Source organism: Pseudomonas sp. S3(2024), assembly GCF_036861315.1.
Classification (GTDB): Bacteria; Pseudomonadota; Gammaproteobacteria; order Pseudomonadales; family Pseudomonadaceae; genus Aquipseudomonas; species Aquipseudomonas putida_A.
Map to the genome: position 1 here is coordinate 213,629 of NZ_JAZAQQ010000003.1, position 15,825 is coordinate 229,453.

Genomic DNA, 15,825 nt, shown 5'->3' on the forward strand with positions numbered 1-15,825 from the left:
TTCAGGTAATTGGTAATGACAGAGACAACCAAGAAAGTAGAAAAATGGTCTTATCCCTTGAAAGTAGGGACGGCCGAAGCGACCGATCCGCAGCAGTTCTACAAGGCGTTAGCCAAAGCAAAGGATGGTTACTATCCGCTGGGGGCCAATGGGCTTTGGCATGGCGGCGTGCATTTCGATGAAGATTCGGGTCTGGTGCAGGACTCGACAGAAGTCCGATGCATAGCGGACGGTGAAGTGGTTGCCTATCGAATCGATAGCATCTATCCCAAGTCGAATTTCGGTACAAGCCAGTCCGACTTTTCCACTGGCTTTGTATTGGTCAAACACCGATTGGAAGTGCCGATGCCGCCAGCGCCGGCGGTACCTGCGGGATCTCCTCCTGCAGCACCCGTTCCCGGCCCGAGTCTTACCTTTTTCAGCCTGTATATGCATTTGTTGCAATGGAAAAGCTACGAAGAAACCCCGGCACTGCCGCGGCCGGTCTTTTGGAGCGGCGGTACGTTGCAGGTCAAGGCGACTGCCAACGATGAACTTCTGGGCTTGCGTGTCCGCCAGGAACCACGAGGAAAGCCCGGGTATGCAACGGTCTTGACAGTTTTGAATCGCGGCACGGTTGTCGAGACAGGCGAAGAGCACAATGGTTGGCTCAAGGTTGTCAGCGTCACGCCAGCCAGTGGCGCCCTGCCGCCAGGTACAGGCTGGGTGTTCAAAAGAGAGATGACCGCAGGTTCAACGCCCAATACTTATGTCATTGGAGCCGCTGCCAAAGACCCAATGACTCCACCACAGAAAGGTCTTGTCGTACGCGCCTCTGCTAGCCAGTCAGGCGCTGTGAAAGCAATTTTGCCGCACGGTACGCAAGTTAAAATCGGAAACGACGGGACGCGTGGTAAGTACCAGAAACTGCTGGAGATCGTCAGTGGGAACGCTGTTCCGCCGCTGGCAGCAGGGGAGGTGCTTGGATATGTCTGGGAAGGGCTACTTGAGGCCAAGAGTGAGCCAGCCGAAAAGGACGCCGTGCATGTCTTGGCGACTCCATTCCCGATTACCGCGGGCAGTCTGATTGGACATGTAGGGAAGTATCAGAATCACTCCGATTCAGCCCCCAAAAATCTACTGCACGTAGAGATGTTCAGCTGTGAAGACGTGAAAGCCTTTACCGCGCAGAGCAAAGAGAAAGCTGCGGGACTGCCAGCAGCTGAAAAAACGTTAGTGAAAATTCCGAAAGGCAGCGTGGTGGTTACTCATATGGAAGGAATGGGTCCTTCCAATCCACCTAAAGTGACTGATCCACACAAAACGGTTGGCTATGATTTTCTGATTCCCGTCGGAATGCTGGAGGCTCTACCCGCCGAGAAAAAAATAAAGGTTCCTGTTGTCATGGGAGGAAACACTACCTATACGTTGTGGTGGCGCCTGGACGGGTTATTGGGTGATGCCGACGGGAATGAGCTCAATGGATGGTTTGCAGAGCCAGATACCAAGTTATCGCGGCATTCACCCTTTGAGTGGGAAGGTTTCAGTTTCATCGAAGAAACTGTCAGTAATGCGGACCACCTCGCGGCATCTCTCCATGCTCAGGAAAATTTGACCGAGGAAGAGCGAGCGACATATTTGCCAAACATTGGAAACGCCAATGACGGTCCCGCTAAGCAGCGTCTGTACAAGATGCTCGATAAAAACAGCGACAACAAACTTACACCCGCAGAAATCAAGGAAGTGTTAAGCAAACCTTGGTTTTCTCAGCCGATATCTCAAATGGTTACGCGTTACGAAAGCGAGTGGCAGTTCAAAAGAGAAAAGTGGGATTCGCTGGACGAACTGATGGGGCATAGTGTCTCGGATCCTCATCAGCAGTGGGTGGAAGAAAAACTTAGAATTGAACGCTTGAGTTGGTGGGATAAGCTGGTTGGGAAACATGGCATAACCAGTGATAATAACGTTCAGCATATTCATTTGCTTGGTTTGTTGGGCGGTTTCTTGTCCGGCTGTCCTGAGAAGTGCAAGGCCGAAGTCTATACCCTCGATACAACGGTCGGGCCATATGTGGTGTCCAAGAAGCTATTTGAATTTCTGTTAGCAATCGAAGCTTATCGGGAACATCCATATGCTTTGTCCGATGCCAGCAGTGGAATAACGATAGGTTATGGTTACGATCTGGGGCAGCAAACAGCGGCGAGAGTTGATGCAGAGCTTAAAGATCTGTATACCCCTGAAGAAATAGAAAGATTAAAAGGGGCTCTTGGCAAGAAAGGACAGGATGCGCGCGACTATGTGCACAACGTCAGCTCGATATCCATTAGTAAAGATAACGCTTTAAAGTTAGCTGTAATTATGAAGAAACGGTATGCGCAACAAGTTGTTGACGTATACCCTAAAGCTATAAATTTGCATCCGGATTGTCAGGGTGTATTACTTTCTCTTGTAGTCAATCGGGGCAATTCGTTATCAGGGAATACGCCCGCTAAGGCATTGAAGCGACTAGAGATGAAACAGATAAAAGAAGATTTCGATAACGATAAACCCGAACTGATTCCATCCCGGCTACGTAGCATGAAGCGGCTTTGGGAGAATGATCCTAATACCGCCGGCGTAGCCACGAGACGTGAAAAAGAAGCGGTTTTTTTTGAGGAGGCGTTGAAATGCAATTGCTGGAAGTGACGAAGAAAATATTTTCTGTTTTATCGACGGTATTTCTTTATGCCGGCGTTGCGTCGGCCGATATTGATTGTAATACCGTCAATTCAACAAATCCTGATATTGTAAACTGTTCCCAGAAATCGTTTGAAAAAATTGATAAAGTTCTGAATGAGCAATACAAAGCTTTGTCTGCCGAGCTCGATTCATCAAATAAAGCGGCGCTGCTTTCTACGCAAAAAAAATGGATAACCCTTAGGGATGAATACTGCAAAAACGATGATGAAGAAGGCGGAGAGTCTCCGATTGAGCAATTGTCGTGTAAGAAACAGTTGACGAGTTTTCGTGTTGCCGAACTTGTTTATCTTCGCACCGGGGTCATAGGAGATGGTTTTTATAAAGCCGTATCGTTAGTTAATGAAAAAGCCACCGCTATGAATTATTCGGAAGCTTTGAAATTTGTCGGTGGTAACGAGGATTTTGGACCGGCTTGGAAAGGATATGCAGAAGAAAACTGCGCGATAACATCCCGGTTATTCGGCGAAGCTAAAGATCGGTGCATGGGAAGGATGCGTTTTCAGATTCCGATTTTTTGATTGCTGAACTTGGTGGTTCAGAGTAGTGAAATAGGGCCAGACCACCTTTTAGTAGAATCCGAAAAACGTGGTCTGTCCCCAATTTTCCCAATTTTCCCAATTTTCTCAAAAAGAGCTACTGATTGTTGTCTGTAAAAACGAGCGGAAAAAGCCTCGGAAGCGTATAGGGCCGATGCCTTCAGTCGCTGGATGGGAATCATTCAGGGACAAAATATACCGCTACAATAAATGGCAATACCGCCACGCGAGAAAAAGGAAATTACGGAATAATCGTAGAGGGTGACATCTGTGAGCTTTAATTTCCGCTGGTTTATTATTTTGATTTTGTTTTCGTCTCCAGCGTGGAGCGAAGGGAAAAAGCTGGCATGCGATCCTGATACCAATATTTGCTCAGTGGTTATTTCTGAGAACTTCTGTGGTTCTGATGGCGTTCCAAAGGCGAAGTCTGATATCAGGAGCCAGAGTTATATATTGAGCTGTGAATGTGACTGTAGCTCTCAGGAAAACACCTTCTGGATTTTGAGTGCTGACGGAAAAGTGCAAACACTTGATGCGAGCAAGATCGTAAGTGGCGTGGATATTATCAAGAATAAATCCGGAGTACCTGACGCTTTCGGTGTGGTTCCTTATTGCCAACCAATTAATGCAAGTGGTGAAAGTCTGGTGTATCTACAGAAAGGTCCTGGCTCTGCGGGGCAACCACAACCATATTGCTATTCAGTGTTTGAACATGATGAAGCGCAGAAATGTGAAAGCGCTGAATGTCTGAGTAAGATAGAAATGGTCTCTGGTGTTGAGAAAAATATAAAAGAAGAACTTTTGGTCGAGTTCAAAAACGCCACGTCGCGCCTTTATAAGGATAAAGCAAGATTTTCTAGCTTTCCGAAACGTGATTTTATTGAACGCTACATTGGTGAGTATGGTTACTCTTCTGCCAGCCAACAAGTTTTCAATGACGTAGCATTTTTTTGGCAGCAAGCAGGCTTCAATACCGACGCAATTTGGCTCTTGAAAAAAGTTATTTCAGAAAATCCGAAGCGGACAGTTGCCTATCTTAATCTCGCAGATGCTTATTGGGAGGCGGGTGATAAAGCATTCGCAGGAAAGAACTATAAGGTATACACCGATCTCATGAGCGAGAATGGCAAGCAAGCCAAGGTTCCTGATCGGGTTAGGCAGCGTGCTACAACGCAGTAATAGAAGAAGTTGCAGACTTCTCTTCTTCTGTTAAGGCTCACGGGTCATGACTAGGCCTTAGAAAAGTTATTGTTTGATGGGACATTTACTACGGAGCTTTAATGGATCTGTTCTGCGAGTACATGCATTTCAAAACTTTAGCGTTATCACTGCTGGGCCTGCTGTGGACGATCCCGTCGCTAGCCGAAACCGCTACGTTCAGCCCAACCCAAGGCGTTGAAACAACGCTGGTTCTCAAAGGCTCCACGCTGAACGTCGCGGTTAAAGGCGAAACGCATAACGAGTCGCGGACGGTCGATTTTGAAGCCGTAAACGAACTCCACATGCAGTTCGACGATTTCAATTATGACGGCGCCCAGGATTTCGCGATCTGGCAGCTTGATGACGGCATGGGTACTTACGACTACTACCGGGTGTTCATTTACCAAGCCAGAACCGGCACCTTCGAAGAATTGCAGCCGGATTGCGGCGATGGATTCGTTAATTTGCGCGTCGACAAAAAGCGTAAAGTGTTGCTCAGCACCTACTGGGAAATGAACATACCCAAGCAATGCGTCACCCGGTTCTCCAAACGCAAAGCCTGAATGACTCAAGGAAGAACACAGTGAAACGGTTTGTTGTGGCGAGCTTAGAACGAAGGATATGTCTCGGGCGTTAGCCTGTTATCAAATGGCGGCTGACAAAGGTAATCAGTTGGGCCTCTTCATCGTGGGGCGATTGGGATCGTCAGGCGCCGCGCCGATTGAGGCTTGCCACTGCATTTGAATTTTGGGGCATGTTTGATGCGCTTTCGCACGCGCTGAGCCTGAATCCCTCACGCTAAAACGTTTAATGCTTGAGCATCTGACGACTGCGATTTTCCTTTAAACTCCCCACCCCCAAGGAATGCGCTCAGGACACGGAATGCCAGCCCCCTCGATCTCCCTTCGCCCAGCGTTAGTACTCTGGCTATACGCCGCCGCAATCGCGCACATACTCGCCGGCCTCACCCTGACCTGGGCCGGGCATTCCGGATTACTTGACGGCTATCTGCACACCCTGGAACTCGCATTCTGGGGCGCCGATGCGGTACCTGCCGCCGGCCACGAACAACAGGTCTGGTGGCTCGCGCTGTTTGGCGCGACGCTGCAAAGTTATTCGCTGTACATGCTCGCGCTGGTGCACTTGGGCAATCGCTTGAAAGCCCCGGCAGTTTGGGGCTGGTTGATCGCGGGCATCCTGCTATGGGCACCGCAGGACATGTGGCTTTCAGCGCAACGGCAGGTCTGGTCGCACCTGTGGCTCGACGGTTTTGCGTTGCTGGTGTTGTTGCCACCGCTGGTTTGGCTGTATCGCCATGACCGCCGAAAATCCCCTTCAGTAAAGACTCCGAGCACATCCAACCCGTTTGTTGGCAGCGCTTTCAAACGCGTACTGATCACCGGCGGCACAGGGTTTATAGGTGAAGCTTTAGTCCACCAGTTACTCGACGCCGGTCATTCAATTAGCGTTCTAACGCGTGATCCGTTGAGCGCCGCCACCTTGTTCAACGGCCGCGTCCGCTGTATGCATTCGCTCGGCGAACTCAGTCACGACGAAACCTTCGACGTAGTGATCAATCTCGCTGGCGCCCCTGTCGCCGGCCCACGCTGGACTCCCAAACGTCAGGCGCAACTGCTCGCCAGCCGAGTCGGCACCACCGAAGCGTTGATGACCTGGCTGAAGAACACCAAGCAAAAACCAACGCTGTGGATTCAAGCCTCGGCCATCGGCTTCTACGGCGTGCGCGACGCCAGTGAAAACCTCGACGAACACGCCAGCAAGGGCGACGGTTTCATGGCCGAACTCTGTGCGCGTTGGGAAGCCGCCGCGCAACCGGCCACCGAGTTTGGAGTGCGTCAGGTGGTGCTGCGTCTCGGCGTGGTGTTCGGCCCGGGTGGTGCGCTGACACCGTTGCTAATGCCGTTCCGCCTGGGCTTCGGCGGGCGCATGGGCGATGGTCGGCAGATCATGAGCTGGGTGCACCGCGACGATGTGCTTCAGGTGATCGCAAGGGCTTTCAATGACGACAGTCTGCGCGGCACCTACAACATGGTGGCGCCGGAAACGGTCAGTCAGGCAGCGTTCGCCGAGCAGGCCGGCAAGGTCCTCAAGCGTCCGGTGTGGTTCCACATTCCCGCCGCGCCAGTTCGTGCGCTGGCGGGGGAGATGGCGCAATTGTTCTTCGACGGTCAGCGTGTGGTGCCGCAGCGTTTGAGCGAGGCGGGCTACACGTTCCGCTATCCGACTCTTGACGCCGCGCTGCGCGATCTGGCCTGAGGATCGCCCATGAGCAAGCCCCTGATGTACCTGTTGGCCGGCAACGGCAGCGCCGCCGATTGGTGGGATGACGCGCTGCCGCATTTTCAGCGTTACGAGGTGGTGCCGCTGGAGCTGCCGGGCTTCGGCGCCAACCCGCAGCCGCCCTGCGAGGATCTGGCGGACTACGCGCAGACCTTGCTGGCGATGACACAGCAGGGCAGCGCGATCATGGCGGTCGGGGTCAATGCGTTGCTGGTGTTGCATGCGTTGCAACGTCGGCCGGGGCACTTTTCCCGCAGCGTTTTGTTGGCGCCGGTCGGTGCGTTTCTGTGGCAGCGGCGGTTGCCTGCACTGATGTCGCCGCTGCTGATTCGCAAGACCATTCACTGGTTGCTCTCGAACAAACCCACGCTGTTCGCCCGCAAGTTCTCCAACCAGACCTGGACGCCCGCGCAGTACCAGCGCATGGGCGCCGGTTATGCGCGCTGCCGTGCGTTTGTGCCGCACTGGGATCTGATCCGTGCCGACACCGCGCTGCCATTGCTGGAGTGGATCACCGATCCGGTCGAGCTGGTCTGGGGCGATCAGGACGCTGTGCTCGGCATCGAGCAAGCGGCGGCGTGGTCGGCGATTCTCGCTCGCGCTGATCTGACTATCAGCCTCAAACCCGGTTGGGGCCATTACCCGTGGATCGACTCGCCTGCGCAGTTCGCGCAGTGGCTGGAGTCGGGCGAGCGCGGGTTTGTCGCGCACACCAAGGGCGGGCGTTTGCGCTTGGCTGAACTGGCCCGGCAAGCGGTGCCGGCGGCGCTGACCCTCAACGATTGCAATGATCCGCGTCTGCCAGCATTTCTCGCTGCCCAACCCGACGTGACCTGGGCGGTGCGCTCCTCCAGTTATGGCGAGGATCAGGCCGATTCGGCAAATGCCGGTTTGAGCACAACCTATCTGCGCGAGCCGACCGCCAATGTGTCGAAACGCATCGCCGAACTGACGGCCGAAGGCGTCGAGGAAGTAGTGGTGCAGCGCTTCATCACCCCCGTAGTTTCCGGGATCTCGTTCGTGCGCCATCTCTCGGTAGAACTGGAATGGGTTGAAGGTCATCTCGAATCGCTGGCCGATGGACACGTCAGCCCCTCACGAGCAACGCTTTCGCGACTCGGCGATGCGTGGCGCAGCGGCACGTTCATGCCGTCCCACGGCTTGACCGAAGACCGGCTCTGGCGCTTTCTGCAAGACGTGTTGCGCGTGTTCCACTACGTGCCCGGCGACGTCGAATGGGCCTGGGACGGCTCGCAACTCTGGCTGCTGCAATACCGGCCGATCAGCGACTACGGCTGGCGCCGGCACCTGACCGCCGCCAACATCGCCGAGATCCTGCCGCCGCAACCGAGCGTGCTGGTGGAGTACGCCCAGCGCCGCGCGGCAACGAGTATTCCGGCGATCATGGCGCGTTGGGATGCGCGGGTGCTGCAGGACAACGAGCCGTTCACTGCTGTGTTCGGCGGCGCGTCCTACATCAACAATGACCTGTTTCTTGCCCGGTTGGCCGACTGGGGCATCAGCGCCGATAACTACGCCGGTGAAGTTGGTGGTGCGACGCCGCATCTGCCGTGGCAACCGCTGAAGATGCTGCGTTCGTTGCCGCTGTTTTTGCGTATGCAACGCAAGGCTCGCGGCCATTTGCTGAACCTTGAAAACGGCTTGCAGCGCTTCGATCGGGAGCTTGCCGAACTGGTCGCCCAAGCTGCCGATGGCCAGCAATTAGCAGACTGGTTCTCCCGGTTCTACGTGTTCGTGGTGCAAGGCAATCTGTGCATCGCCACGGCACTGGCCAGCAGCGGCGGCGATTGGCTGGGCCGCCCGCCGACCGCGTACGACAATCTGGAAAACAGTCCTCATCGACTGCCATGGGAAACCGATCCGGCCACCCCTCGACCTGCGTCGAGCGATCTGCCGCTACAGCCATTCCCGCAATGGCCAGGTCTGATCCGTCTCGCCCATTTGAGCGGCCTGCCGGGCTTGCGTGGCTACTACCTGCAAGTGCGCGAGTGGTATCGCGACAACCTGATGCGCATCTTCTTCCGGCTTCATCACGCCATGCCACTGGCGGACCGCGAACATTGGTTTGCACCGCACCCCAATGTGCGCACCCGCGATGGCAGCTTTTGGCAGGACGGTCGCGAAGGTGCGGAGCAGGCCACCGGGTTCATGATTTATCCGGGACAAGTGCAAGGCATTCTCGGCGAGGACATCTTGCTCGAAGACACCCTAGACCCTGGCCGTCATGCGCACTATCAAGCAGCACGAGCGGTGATTGCGCGTATGGGCGGGCGGTTGTCCCATGGCTCGACGTTGTTGCGGGAATTGCGCAAGCCGTCGGCGGTAATGCCGCAGGTGGACCCTGCGTGGGTGGGGTGTGAGGTGTTGTATCGAGATGGTGAGTTGCAATTGATCAATTCGAAGGATAGGAAGTGAAAACACTATTGTTGCGTATGAACTGGCTGTCACTGGTAGCGGGCAGTCTCTTGGTAATTTCAACCGCCATGGCATTCGCTGCCGACCCAACTTTCAAGGATTACACCGTCACGCCAGTTTTCACCGGCCCCAACCATAAGCTGGTGCCGCAAGAAAACAGCAGCCCAATGATGGACCAAGCGCGGGCACAAGCCCTGCAAGGCAAGGTCAACTTCGCCGGCCATTACATCCTGCACAGACTCGGTTGTGGCGGAAGTGCCATTTGCGGTGAGGTGCTGGACGCCCAGACCGGTGAGGTGGTTGGCGGTCTGCCGAATGCTTACGACGGCGGCACGTTCGGCATGGTTTACCAGCCCGACAGCCGCTTGATCATCGTCTCCGGCATCACGCTCGACGGCGAAGAAGATGCGCAGGGAAATGCGTTGGAAAGTGGTAACCGGGACCGTTACTACGAATTTGTGAACAATGAATTTCGGCTGCTGAGCATGACCGACGTGGAATCGTCGCCGATGGATGAGGAGTGAGTGGATGAACCGTCCTCTCGCGGGCAGCCTTAAGTGGTTGATGATTGTCATGAGCCTGTCAGCTTCAGCCAATGCCTTGTCTGAAAATATTCAGATCGTGGGGGTTGGCGAGCATTTAGTGACGCTGAAGGACAAGACATGGGGCAGGCCTGCTCCAGAGTCGGCGGTCGCCTCGTTTACCGCCAATGGAAAAACGTTTCCCCTCTACGTACCCGAGGTGGGCACTGAAACGCATCAGGTCTGGCTAAGCCCTGACAAGAAAACATTGCTCCTCCTTCAGACTCTGTATGGCGTTGTCATTGGCCAAGAGGGTGAAGAAATCTCCACAGAGGAAACTGGTTGCGAGGTCATTTCAATGGAGACCGGTTGCGTGCTCAGTCAGCACGTAGCCAGGTTTTGCGACGGCAAGTGGGAGGGCAATCGGTGGATTTCTGGGGAAGAGGATGCGCCTGACCTCGTCATGCAGACGCCGTCTCCAAAGGACTTATTGAAGCAGGTCTCAAATATTGAGATGCCGCAATCTCGCGTGGAAGAACTCGCATTCAATCTTCGCACTATAAGTCCAGAGTCCTATATGGCTTGTCACCCACCGGCGCGCAATGTTCAAGCTTTTAACGACTTGGCTTTCTACTTGGCCGAGGGCGGTAACGATAAGCTGGCGCTGAAGTTTTATCGCGGCGTTGAGGCAGTTGGTAAACGCACGGTACTGATGTTGAACATAGCCGACTCGCTCTGGCGCCTTGATCGCAAAGACGAAGCGCAGCGCTATTACAGCCAGTACCGCGACGCGATGAGCGCCGACGGCAAAACGCAGAAAATACCTCGACGCGTAGTTGAGCGATCCGCAATTCAGGGAATGAAAAATTGAACATGTTTGTGCGTTTTATCGCGTTGTCCTTTGGATGCCTGTTTGCCTCTTTTGCGATGGCCGAGGACGACTGCAAAGAAATCACCGTTAGCGCCCAGGTCGATCGGTGTGTGGAGGCAGCCCGCAAGGAAGCCGACACGCAACTCAATGCCAGCTACAAGAAACTGCTGGGACGGTTTGAGTCTCAACAACGGCGTGACCCTGAGCAGGGTAAGGCGCTGGTCGCCATGGCCAGAGAATCCCAGCGCGCCTGGATCAAGCTACGCGACACCACATGCCCGCTAGAAGCCACGGAAATCGAGCCTGGGATGGCAGCGCATGTCACGACTATCAACAACTGCGTGGCCAGAATGAGTCTGGAGCGTGCGGCTTATCTGGACACGATCGTCGCTGATGAGCCGGGTAATGTGGTCGATCTCAACAAAGTGTCCAGAACCGACGCCCATCGATTTGGGGATGTCGTCGCGCGCTATGTCAGCACCTTTGGCAGCCCATGCCTGACAGTCCAGATATTGGCGCCCAATGGCGGTTGGAGAGTGCTGTCCTCCAAGCGGTTCTGCAGTCTCGAAGGTAAGGCATTTTGGACGGAATATGCCGATGCCGGGTTTGAGGATCATGTGTTTGCCGAGGATGGGTTGCACGTGACGCTCAGTTTGACGGAGCTTCGTGGGCTCGGAGAGAAGCGTCTCGTTTGTTTGATTCCGATTCAGAGCGAGCAAATCAAAGAACTGAAGTGTGACGGGGCTGAGCCTGGTGCATAGCAGGCCCGAAATATTCAGAAAGGGGACTTAAAGTCCCCTTTTTTCATCCGCAAATCCCGCTACGACTTGGCTGCCAGGTTCCGCACTTCAATATGATCAAGCGTCCCTTCCACCATCAATCGCACCCCATCCGCCATTCTGCTCAGGGCCAGCGCGACCGAGCGACGGGAGCCGTGGAGGTCGTCGGCGAGGTCGCAGGCGATGGCGCTGATGGACAGGAGGTCTTCGGAGGCGTTGGCCATGAGGGCTTCGGCGTCGGTGCCGGGGGTGAGGCTGAAGAGGCCGGTTTCGCGTTTGGGTTGGGATTCGGTGCGCGGTTTGAAGTGGTGGTCGAGGGCGCGTTCGGCGGCTTCGTGGAATTTCTTGGACTCCAGTGATTCGTAGGGCGATATGTCTGGGGTTTCGGGGGGATTGGGTGTTGGTTTGATCATTCGGTCTTACTCCAGTTTCAGGAGCCGACACCGTTTCGCTCGCACTTCGAAAGTGGTGGCAGCTGTGCATAGGTGTGCAAGACCGGTGGAGTCACCCGGCAGACCCTAAGGCCTCCCATACACAGCAGCCATAACGATCCGCGAGCATAGGAAAACGCTCGGCGAATTGCCATAACCAATGTGGACTCCCGCCGGACTTGCACGTCCGTATCACCAATTCGTGGTGACCTATTGAGGCTATCGATGAACCCTCATTCTGCCTAGTTCACGCACAACACCACGCTTTGAAGGAAATTTCCCATAGGTTTGCAGGCTGGAAGATCAAAAGATCGCAGCCTTCGGCAGCTCCTACAGGGATTTGTTTCAACAGGTGTAGGACAGTGGGTGCCGAGTTGTGACTTGGCGGTCATCGTGCGGGAAATGGGCTGCATCATCTTCCAATAGCGGCGGATAGTGGCGTTATCGTCTGAATCCCTTACACTGCCCCGGCCGTTCATTTTCCTTTTGAGGCTGTGCGCATGAAATTTCGTTTTCTTCTGTGGATGATGGGTTTGTTGATGGGTAAGGCCAGCCGGACAAATCCTGCGTTCCAGCAGCAGTTGGGTGACAAGGATCTGATGTTTCAGCTGCAGACGCTGGATGGGAAGGTGGCGCGGCATTTCGTGGTGAAGAATCAGCGCATCACCAGCAAGTCTGGGGTGGTGGCGGAGCCGGCGTTTGCGATTGCGTTCAAGGATGCGGGTTATGCCTTTGCCACGATGCAGGCGAAGAACAAGCAGTTGGCGTTTATGCAGGGGATTCAGGACAAGTCGATTCAGCTCAAAGGCAACCCGGCGCTGGTGATGTGGTTTCAGGGGTTGATGAAGTATTTGAAGCCGAGGAAGGCCAAGCCCAAGGCCTGATTGGGGCCAGTGAGCGAGTCGGACTCATCGCAATCGAACTCGCCCGCAGAGATTCCAACGCCGATAACCCGATCCTGGTCCAGCACAAAATCCCGTAGCAACAACGCCTCGCCCTCGAAGCTTGCGCTCTACTGATTAGCTCGCAAGTCCTCTATAGCACTCCTTAAATCCTTTGCACACCTGTCAGGTCTGACAGGTGTGCCCATTTCTGATTGGTGCTCCACTGTCAGCGGTGTCGATTGGTGGGCAGCATTGGCAAATCACAAGGAGTGCGATCATGAGTGATATTGAAAAAACAACGGCAAGCGAAGGGCTCGATCCTGCTTTTGCGTCAGGCGGCAAGCTTGAACTGCCTTTTGAAGGCGTTGTGGGCAGGTTCCCTGAATCGGTTGCCTCGTTACCTGACAAGAAAATGCTATTGCTATTCAGCGCTTCATCCTTGGAGAAATCCCTGCCCAAAGTTGCAAGGTTGTTAGAGGACGGCACATTAGATTCAACTTTTGGGAAACAGGGGATTGTCGAGATTCCTTCTCGGGCAGGCGCTGTTTTTTCTGCGCGTCATTTGCGCCTCCTCGACAACGGTGGATGGCTGGTCACGGGGACGGTGGAACACTCGAACGATTCCGTTGATCTCGCGGTCGTGCGTCAATTGGCTGATGGCCAGATGGACACGTCCTTCGGTCCTGAAAAGGACGGCATGGTCACTGTCAATGTGTACGACCTCATCGAATCACGCAGCCATCCGGATGCAAATTTTCTCACCCGTCGCCATGACGACAAAAACGTTGAGAAGTCATCCGCAGAGGCGGGTGGCTTTGGAATGCTTGGTGTAGGGCTGCTCGATGGAAAGATTGTTCTTAGCAGTACTGTCTTTTTCGCTTTTGACTATTTGAGAGGGCTTGTTTTAAGACTTGATGCGGATGGCTCGCTGGACAAGACTTTCAATGAGAAAGGCTTTGTGCTGGTGGAGCTTCCTGATGTCACTCATCGCTGGAATTACGCTTCAGGTTTGGCTGTTCAGCCCGATGGAAAAGTGCTGGTCTGCGGTGATTTCAGCAGAGCGACTTCCGATGAGTCGCCTGACGCTTATGTGATTCGCTACGACCAGCATGGCAAGGTCGATGCGAGCTATGGCGACAACAAGAATGGTCTCGTAACCATCACCGACAGTAGCCATTGGCTTGACCTTGTTTCGATGGTGTTAAAACCAGACGGGGGCCTGTTAGCGGCGGGAGCCGCAAGTCGTGAGTCGCGTCGTGATGGGCTGATTGTCGCGCTGAACTCGAGCGGCAGTTTCAATCTTGTTTTCAACAACGGCAAACCACTGTTTTCCCGTTTCACGGAGCACGGAGTTGCCTGGGAGCGCTGCGTTTGGCAGACCGATGGCAAGCTGGTTGTCAGTGGACAGGGAGGGGCGGCGTTTCTTGATGAAAAGAGTTCCGTCGTCACTGCGCGCTATAACCTGAACGGCTCTCTTGATACGGCATTCGTGGGCAAAGGATGGGCAGTCTTTAACCATGAAAACGGGGTTGATATATTCAGAGGGTGCACAGTAACGGACGACCGCCGGATCGTTGTTTGCGCTTATACAGCGTTTGGCACCCCGCCTTATCCGGGTTATGTGCTGCGTTATCTGGCTTGATAGTGAGTTTGCGTCGCGGGCCAGGCTTGTTCTGCAGAAGCAAGACTTGCCCGCGATGCGTTTCAGGCCTGGCTGAATTGCGAAGCTAGCTCACGCAGCAGCACTTCAGCCTCAAGCACTTTGCTGACCACATCATTGGCCTTGTCGCGAGTCAGGCCAACACGCTCCAGCAGCGCATCCGGAATGTCTTCATCCGGGCCGGAGCCGATGCCGCGGCTGCGTAGCAGGCGTACGGCCAGGCAGACGAGGTTCGGGTATTCGGCGTAGGCGCCGTCGTAGCTTGGGTCGTGCTGGAAGCGCAGGGCGGTGGCCAGTTCATCGGGCATGTCCCAGTAGCGCATCAGCCACGAGCCGATCTGTTCGCGGCTGATGCCCAACAGGTGCTGCTCGATGTAGCTGTGGCACAGGTGCGGGTTGACCTCCAGGTGGCGGCAGATCAGCGAGAAGTGCGGCGGGAACACGTGAGCCAGCAGCAGGTAGCCGAAGTTGTGCAGCAGACCGGCCAGATAGGTCAGGCCGGCTTCCGGGCGCTGGGCGCGCGGCATGGCGCGGGTCAGGCCTTCGATGACGGCGGCGGTGTAGATCGATTGCTGCCAGTACGGTGTGGTGTGTTGCGGGTGGTCTTTCGGCAGGCTCAGGGTCTTGCCGAGGGCCAGGCCCAGCGCCAGGTTGATCACCAGATCGAAACCGAGCACGCGAACGATCGCGTCTTCCACCGAACGGATCTTGCCCGGCGAGGCGTAGTACGGCGACGCCGCCCAGCTCACCACTTGCGCGGCCAGTGCCGGGTCGGTTTCGACCACGCCGGTGATGTCGTCGATGGTGGCGTTGGGGTCGACGCGCAGCTTGATGATTTTTTGCGCGGTCTCGGCCAGCGGCGGAATTTCGATGGTCGCTTCCAGACGCTGCTGAATCCGGCGTGCAGTGAACGCTTGCACAGCCTGGGTGATTTCCTCGCGGTCATCGTCCGGGCGGTCGAGGTTCGGACGGATGCTGCTCAGGGCTTCACCGAAGTTGGCGGCGCTGGCCTTGGTCAGCATGCTCTTGAAGGCTTCGCTGGTGATTTCCAGCAGCAGGCCCGGCTCGCCGGAGTTGATCAGCAGTTTCGGCTCACGCAGCAGGCTTTCTTCGTAGAGGCATGGCGAGCTGGTGAGTGCTGGCAGGCCCGGCAGCAGGCTCAGGCTGTGTTTGCCGAGCATCTTTTCCAGGCGCTCGGTGGACACGGCGGTCAGGCGCCGGCCAGTGAGTTCGGCGAGGCGATTAAGGTCGAGCAATTGGCTCTGCGGAAACAGCACCATCAGCGCGCCGACGGCATCGTCCAGCAACACGGCTTGTACCTTGCGCGAAGCGTTGAGGCCGTGGTGGTCGAGCACTTCTTCGTAGGCGATCCCCAGCTTGCCGAGCAGCAGCCGAATTACAGACGGCGCGTGCGGGAGTTCGGGGGCGAGAGCTGCGTCAGTCATGGTCTGTATCCGTTTTTGAAACAATGGCAGGAGTATAACCAGC

The 15,825-nt window shown here is 55.2% G+C and carries 13 protein-coding genes; 11 read left to right on the forward strand and 2 right to left on the reverse strand.

Features of this window, described 5'->3' with window-relative positions; all coding sequences use genetic code 11:
* The first annotated feature begins 15 nt into the window (after positions 1–15).
* The 9 genes from VLA07_RS10135 (at position 16) to VLA07_RS10175 (ending at position 11,344) form a co-directional block, all read left to right on the forward strand.
* Positions 16–2,664 (forward strand): pesticin C-terminus-like muramidase, encoded by a 2,649-nt coding sequence (locus VLA07_RS10135; protein WP_095668003.1) that lies wholly within the window; start codon positions 16–18, stop codon positions 2,662–2,664.
* On the forward strand, positions 2,646–3,236 hold the full coding sequence (locus VLA07_RS10140; protein WP_150370053.1) for a lysozyme inhibitor LprI family protein: 591 nt from the start codon (positions 2,646–2,648) through the stop codon (positions 3,234–3,236). The genes VLA07_RS10135 and VLA07_RS10140 overlap by 19 nt, the downstream gene beginning before the upstream one ends.
* Positions 3,237–3,524: 288 nt before the next feature.
* Complete coding sequence (locus VLA07_RS10145; protein WP_333989180.1) at positions 3,525–4,433, forward strand: tetratricopeptide repeat protein; 909 nt, start codon at positions 3,525–3,527, stop codon at positions 4,431–4,433.
* Positions 4,434–4,555: 122 nt separating this feature from the next.
* The gene (locus VLA07_RS10150) at positions 4,556–5,017 is read left to right on the forward strand and encodes an XAC2610-related protein (protein WP_150370224.1); all 462 of its coding nucleotides are present in this window, start codon (positions 4,556–4,558) and stop codon (positions 5,015–5,017) included.
* A 319-nt stretch (positions 5,018–5,336) separates the two neighbouring features.
* Positions 5,337–6,731 carry a TIGR01777 family oxidoreductase gene (locus tag VLA07_RS10155; RefSeq protein ID WP_333989181.1) on the forward strand — a complete coding sequence of 465 codons (1,395 nt, stop codon included), beginning with the start codon at positions 5,337–5,339 and terminating at the stop codon, positions 6,729–6,731.
* 9 nt (positions 6,732–6,740) lie between these two features.
* Positions 6,741–9,191: an alpha/beta hydrolase gene (locus VLA07_RS10160; protein WP_333989182.1), complete on the forward strand. Its 2,451-nt coding sequence runs from the start codon at positions 6,741–6,743 to the stop codon at positions 9,189–9,191.
* Positions 9,192–9,259: 68 nt separating this feature from the next.
* Positions 9,260–9,715 (forward strand): hypothetical protein, encoded by a 456-nt coding sequence (locus tag VLA07_RS10165; protein ID WP_409077733.1) that lies wholly within the window; start codon positions 9,260–9,262, stop codon positions 9,713–9,715.
* A gap of 4 nt (positions 9,716–9,719) precedes the next feature.
* Positions 9,720–10,583, forward strand: coding sequence for a tetratricopeptide repeat protein (locus VLA07_RS10170; protein ID WP_333989183.1), 864 nt, complete (start codon positions 9,720–9,722; stop codon positions 10,581–10,583).
* A 2-nt stretch (positions 10,584–10,585) separates the two neighbouring features.
* Positions 10,586–11,344, forward strand: coding sequence for a lysozyme inhibitor LprI family protein (locus VLA07_RS10175; protein ID WP_333989184.1), 759 nt, complete (start codon positions 10,586–10,588; stop codon positions 11,342–11,344).
* Between the two features lie 59 nt (positions 11,345–11,403).
* Here VLA07_RS10175 and VLA07_RS10180 read toward each other — a convergent pair whose 3' ends face one another.
* The gene (locus tag VLA07_RS10180) at positions 11,404–11,775 is read right to left on the reverse strand and encodes a DUF6124 family protein (protein ID WP_027610398.1); all 372 of its coding nucleotides are present in this window, start codon (positions 11,773–11,775) and stop codon (positions 11,404–11,406) included.
* A 518-nt stretch (positions 11,776–12,293) separates the two neighbouring features.
* Between VLA07_RS10180 and VLA07_RS10185 the strand changes: the two genes are divergently transcribed.
* A complete protein-coding gene (locus VLA07_RS10185; RefSeq protein ID WP_333989185.1) occupies positions 12,294–12,677 on the forward strand; it encodes a helicase in 384 nt (127 codons plus the stop codon).
* Positions 12,678–12,954: 277 nt separating this feature from the next.
* On the forward strand, positions 12,955–14,319 hold the full coding sequence (locus tag VLA07_RS10190; protein ID WP_333989186.1) for a hypothetical protein: 1,365 nt from the start codon (positions 12,955–12,957) through the stop codon (positions 14,317–14,319).
* Between the two features lie 62 nt (positions 14,320–14,381).
* Here the strand turns inward: VLA07_RS10190 and VLA07_RS10195 are convergent, their stop codons facing one another.
* Positions 14,382–15,782 (reverse strand): aminoacyl-tRNA deacylase and HDOD domain-containing protein, encoded by a 1,401-nt coding sequence (locus tag VLA07_RS10195; RefSeq protein WP_095137709.1) that lies wholly within the window; start codon positions 15,780–15,782, stop codon positions 14,382–14,384.
* Between the last annotated feature and the right edge of the window lie 43 nt (positions 15,783–15,825).

Coding starts and splice junctions, on each gene's coding strand:
- VLA07_RS10195 (WP_095137709.1), bottom strand. CDS start 15,782: ATGACTGACGCAGCTCTCGCCCCCGAACTCCCGCACGCGCCGTCTGTA.
- VLA07_RS10185 (WP_333989185.1), top strand. CDS start 12,294: ATGAAATTTCGTTTTCTTCTGTGGATGATGGGTTTGTTGATGGGTAAG.
- VLA07_RS10170 (WP_333989183.1), top strand. CDS start 9,720: ATGAACCGTCCTCTCGCGGGCAGCCTTAAGTGGTTGATGATTGTCATG.
- VLA07_RS10175 (WP_333989184.1), top strand. CDS start 10,586: ATGTTTGTGCGTTTTATCGCGTTGTCCTTTGGATGCCTGTTTGCCTCT.
- VLA07_RS10160 (WP_333989182.1), top strand. CDS start 6,741: ATGAGCAAGCCCCTGATGTACCTGTTGGCCGGCAACGGCAGCGCCGCC.
- VLA07_RS10140 (WP_150370053.1), top strand. CDS start 2,646: ATGCAATTGCTGGAAGTGACGAAGAAAATATTTTCTGTTTTATCGACG.
- VLA07_RS10135 (WP_095668003.1), top strand. CDS start 16: ATGACAGAGACAACCAAGAAAGTAGAAAAATGGTCTTATCCCTTGAAA.
- VLA07_RS10190 (WP_333989186.1), top strand. CDS start 12,955: ATGAGTGATATTGAAAAAACAACGGCAAGCGAAGGGCTCGATCCTGCT.
- VLA07_RS10165 (WP_409077733.1), top strand. CDS start 9,260: ATGGCATTCGCTGCCGACCCAACTTTCAAGGATTACACCGTCACGCCA.
- VLA07_RS10150 (WP_150370224.1), top strand. CDS start 4,556: ATGCATTTCAAAACTTTAGCGTTATCACTGCTGGGCCTGCTGTGGACG.
- VLA07_RS10180 (WP_027610398.1), bottom strand. CDS start 11,775: ATGATCAAACCAACACCCAATCCCCCCGAAACCCCAGACATATCGCCC.
- VLA07_RS10155 (WP_333989181.1), top strand. CDS start 5,337: ATGCCAGCCCCCTCGATCTCCCTTCGCCCAGCGTTAGTACTCTGGCTA.